The organism is Devosia sp., from assembly GCF_028290645.1.
Taxonomy (GTDB): Bacteria; Pseudomonadota; Alphaproteobacteria; order Rhizobiales; family Devosiaceae; genus Devosia_A.
Window position 1 is genome coordinate 1 of the sequence record NZ_JAQGJL010000232.1, and the last position, 4,407, is coordinate 4,407.

At 70.4% G+C, this 4,407-nt stretch carries 4 protein-coding genes; all 4 read right to left on the reverse strand.

Features of this window, described 5'->3' with window-relative positions; all coding sequences use genetic code 11:
* On the reverse strand, positions 1–851 hold an 851-nt coding region (locus JWQ89_RS13020; RefSeq protein WP_299641679.1), incomplete at its 3' end, for an ATP-binding cassette domain-containing protein.
* Positions 838–1,656, reverse strand: a complete 819-nt coding sequence (locus tag JWQ89_RS13025; protein WP_299641681.1) for a hypothetical protein — start codon at positions 1,654–1,656, stop codon at positions 838–840. The genes JWQ89_RS13020 and JWQ89_RS13025, both read right to left, overlap by 14 nt.
* Positions 1,653–2,507 (reverse strand): ABC transporter permease subunit, encoded by an 855-nt coding sequence (locus JWQ89_RS13030; protein WP_299641682.1) that lies wholly within the window; start codon positions 2,505–2,507, stop codon positions 1,653–1,655. The genes JWQ89_RS13025 and JWQ89_RS13030 overlap by 4 nt, the downstream gene beginning before the upstream one ends.
* A 213-nt stretch (positions 2,508–2,720) precedes the next feature.
* A partial coding sequence (locus JWQ89_RS13035) for a PAS domain-containing sensor histidine kinase (protein ID WP_299641683.1) occupies positions 2,721–4,407 on the reverse strand: 1,687 nt, incomplete at its 5' end.

Consider the following 4,407-nt stretch of genomic DNA (forward strand, 5'->3'; position numbering starts at 1 on the left):
TCGGAGAACAGCAGGCTGATCCGCGAGCGGGCTTCGCGCGGGATATCGGTGCCGCGATAGGATTGGCGATCAAACGCCATGTGGCCGTCGGTGGTGCGACCGAGCCCGGCCACCAGTTTCAGCAGCAGCGACTTGCCGGCCCCGCGACCGCCGAGCAGTCCCACCGCTTCGCCGCGTCGCACCGAGAACGTGATGTTTTCGAGCGCGGGGATGGGCGGCCTGCGGCGCCAGAGGCGCGAGGCGGGATCGGAGATGCGCTTCGCGACGCTGTGCAGTTCGAGCAGCGGTTCGCCGATCGGCGGGCGGGCCAGGGTACGGGTCCGGGGCTTGTTGGCGAGGATCAGCTCGCGGGTTGCGGGGTGGTGCGGGCGGTCCAGCAGATCGGCGGCGGGTCCGCGCTCCACGATTGCGCCGGCGCTGAAAATGGCGGTGTCGAGCCCCATCACCAGGGGCAGGCGGAAATCGCGGGTGAGGATGAGCAGGCCGGTGCCGCGCTCGCGGTTGGCGGCGAGCAGCGCCTCGAGCAGCGCGTGTTGGGTGGCGGGGGCGAGCCCCCTGCCCGGCTCGTCGCAGACGAGGAGATCGACGCCGCGAGCGAGCCAGCGGGTGAGCGCCGATGCGTCGTCGGTGGGGCCGATAAGGCCGGCACGTTTGGCCGGCAGTCCGGTGCCTTCGACAACGGCACCGTCGGGAAGGAGGCCGGCGATACCCAGGGCCAGCAGCGATTTGCCGGTGCCGGCGCGGCCGACGATGGCGAGCACCGCGCCATCGTCGAGAGTCAGGTCTAGGCCGGTGATCAGGCGCTCTCCGGCGAGCGTGATGACGAGGCCGGCGAGTTCAAGCAGCGCCATGTCGCGCCTCGCGAAAACCTCGTGCGGCGAGGAGCAACGCCAGCGCGGTGATGACGGCCACGGCGCCGGGGACGATCACCAGGAGAGGCCGGATCATGCCGAACTGCTGCGACTCCCTAAGCAGCAGCCCGAGGCTGGTCCCCGGCGGCAGGACGCCGAGGCCGGCGAAGCTTAGGCTGATCTCGATGAGGCTGGCAGCGGCCAGCAGTTCGAGGCCGAGGCCGGCGAGTTGCGGCAGGAGGCGCGGCGCCACGTGGCGCTGGGCCACCGACAGGGGGCGGAGGCCGGCCAGCCGGGCGGCGGCGACGAAATCGGCGGCCCACATGGGTGCGAGCAGTTGCCGCGTGATCGTCGCGGCGACGACGATGCCGGGGATGGCGATGCCGAGGACGATGGTGAGGTTGGCCGGCGCGGCGAGCCCCGAAACGATCATGCCGATGGCCAGCGCCGGCGGCAGCATGGCGATGGCGTGGGCGGTGCGTTGCGAGGGGCCGAACCATAGCGCGATGGCCACTCCGGCGGGAACGCCGATCAGGAGACTCACGAGGGTTCCCATGGCGGCGAGCAGCAGTGTGGTCAGGGTCGCCATCATCAGCAGCGAGATGCCGTCGCGACCGGCGGCGTCGGTGCCGATCCAGTGCGTCGCGCTGGGCTCGGCGAGCGGGGACAGGACGGCGCCGGCATGGGGCGTCCAGGCGAGCGAGAGCAGCGCGAGGAGCGCGACGATCGCCATTACCGCCAGGCCGGCGACGATGCGGGGATCTGGGGATTGGCGGGGTGCTATCACTGCGGCTTCGGCCATCATCGCCGGAGCTCGGGGCGCAGCGCGGGATCAACCAGCAGGCGTAGTAGGGCGAAAAGCAGCATGCCGAGCGCGGCCAGCACCACCAGCACGAAGAGGCCGCCGCGCAGCAGGGCGAGATCGTGCTGCACGGCGGCGCCGATGATCTGCCGGCCGAGGCCGGGCAGGTAGAACACGCTTTCGACCAGCGCCGCGCCGAGCAGCAGAGCACCGAAGGTGCGGCCCAGCACCTGCGGCAGTTCGGGCAGCGCGCGGTCGAGGCCGATGCGCCAGCGCGCTTGCCGGGGCGTCAGGCCTTCGGCGCGCAGCTGTAGTATCTCGGTGTCTGAGGCTTCGCTGAGGTCGCGGCGGACCCGCAGCGCCAGCTGCCCGGCATAGGGCAGGCCCAGGGCCAGCGCCGGCAGAATGAGCGAGGCCAGCGCGGCGGCGGGATTGTCGCCCCAGCGCACGAAGCCGCTCGCGGGCAGCAGTTTCAGTGCGCCGGCGAACAGCAGGGCGAGCAGCATGCCCAGCCAGAACGGCGGGAGCACTGCGAGCCCGGCGGCCACTGCCTTGGCGGCGCGACCGAGGATGCCGCCGTGGTACCAGCCGGCGGAAAGGCCGAGCGCGATGCCGCCGGCCGCGGCAATGGCCAGCGCCAGCAACACCAGCGGCAGGGTCACCGCCAAGCGCTCGCCGAACATGTTGGGTGAGGCGCCGGTATCGCCGATGAACAATCCGAGGAACCGCGCCCAAGCCGGGCGATCGGGTGCGCCTGCGCCGGGGAGGATGTCGAGCGCGAGGAACAGCAGCACCGCGGTGCCGATGACCGCTCCGAAGAAGGCCGCGAGCCGCGTGAGGACGAAATCTCTCATGCCCCGGCGCCTCAGGCCGATCCGGTGGAAGGAGCTAAACCTTAGTCAACGATTGGTTAATTTCCAATGTAGAGCGTCGGCGCCCGTCGCGAAACAGGTGGAAAGCACTACCGTGACCAGCCCGGCCAAGACGATCGCCAGTGTCGGTAGCGCTGCTTCAGTGAAGAGGCTGACATGGGCGCGTGAAGCGCCGCTTCTTCATATGCGCGGTGGTCAGGGCTTTACCAGTTCGGCCGGGATCAGCAGCGAGAACATGGTGCCGACGCCGACCGCCGGGTCGACCGACAGAGACAGCGCGTTGACGGCCAGGAGCGAACGGGTGAGCGCCAGCCCGACGCTGGAGCGCACCGGTTGCAGCACCTCGCCATCCTTGCCGATGCCATCGCGGAACACCACGAAGCGCTCGCCCAGATCCTTGCGGGACTCGCCGCCGTCGCGGACGTTGACGATGACGGCGCCATCGTCCTCGCGCTGCGCCGAGAGGATCACCGAGCCACCCACCGGCGTCTGGTCGATGGCGCTGGCGAGGAGGTTGAGCACCGCCTGGGTCAGCGAGGCGGTGTCGGCGGTGATGCGCGGCAGGCGCTCGGATACGGCGCTGCGCACCAGCACGCGGGCCTCGCCGGCCTGGCTGCGAACGCGGGCGAGGCAGCTCTCCAGCAGCAGTGCGAGGTCGATATCGACGGCCTGGGCGGGGTAGCGCCCCTCGCGTAGCCGGGCAAAGTCGTCGAGCTCGTCGACCAGCGTCGCGATCTCCTGGCCGGCGGTCTTGATGTCGCGCGCGTATTCCAGGTAGCGCTGGTTCTCGATCGAGCCGAAGGCGGACGAGCGGATCAGGTCGGCAAAGCCGATCACGGTGTTGAGCGGGCGCCGCACGCTGCGGCTGATGCGGGTGAGCAACGAGGGCTCGATGTCGTCCGACGGTGCCGTCGCCACCGTCGGGATGACGGGCGCGGTGGTCTTGCGCAGGAACGCGTAATAGCCGGCGACGATGCCAGCCTGGCCTTCGGCGAAGAGGGTCACGCGGGTGCCGGGCTTGGCGCCATCGAGCACGATGGCCGGGCGCGAGGTCTCGGCGAAACGGGCGGGCCGCTCGAGGAAGCGCTTGAGGTCGCCCAGCTGAGAGGGCTCGATGAAGACCGCCAGGGGCTTGCCGACGACGTCTTCCTCGGCCAGCCCGAGGAGGATGCGACCGTGGAGCGATACCGAGGTGACCGTGCCGGCTCGGTCGGCGCTGATGAAGCCGTCATCGGTGGTGTCGGCGGCGAGTTCGGCGAAGGTGCGGACGGCGGCTTCGTGACCGATGCGGCTCTCTGCGACGCCGGCGGACAGCATCAGCGCGGGCCGGCCGTGCCAGGTGATCGATTGCAGGCGCGCATTGACCGTTGCAAGTGAGCCGTCGCGCCGCACCAGCTGCGTCACCGGCCCGGAGGTGGCGCTGTCCTCGGAGGGAAAGATTGCGGTCAGCCCGGCGGCGCGCAGGCTCTCGATGCTGTCATAGCCGGTGAGGTCGGTCAGGGCGCGGTTGGCGAACAGCACCTGCTGGTCGCGGAACACCAGGATGCCGAGCGGCAGCCGGTTGAGGATGAAGGTCTCGCCGGTGAGGTTGATGAGCGCGCCGTCATTGGCGGCGGTCGGCGGCGGCTCGGGGGGTGCGGAGGCCGGCTGGTGGGCGCTGACGCGGTCGTTGAGGATGCGGCTCAGCTCGTCGAAATTGTAGCGCGACACCCGCTCCATGGTTTCGGCGTCGGGGATCGGGGCGTCGGTAGCCTCGTCGTCGGCGCCGAGTTCGGGCGCCATCCCCTCGGCCTCGAAGCCGCGGCCGATGACGCGCCATACCGTTGGTTCATGGAGCGCTTCGTCACCGTCGGAGAAGTCGATCACCGCGCCGATGAGGTCC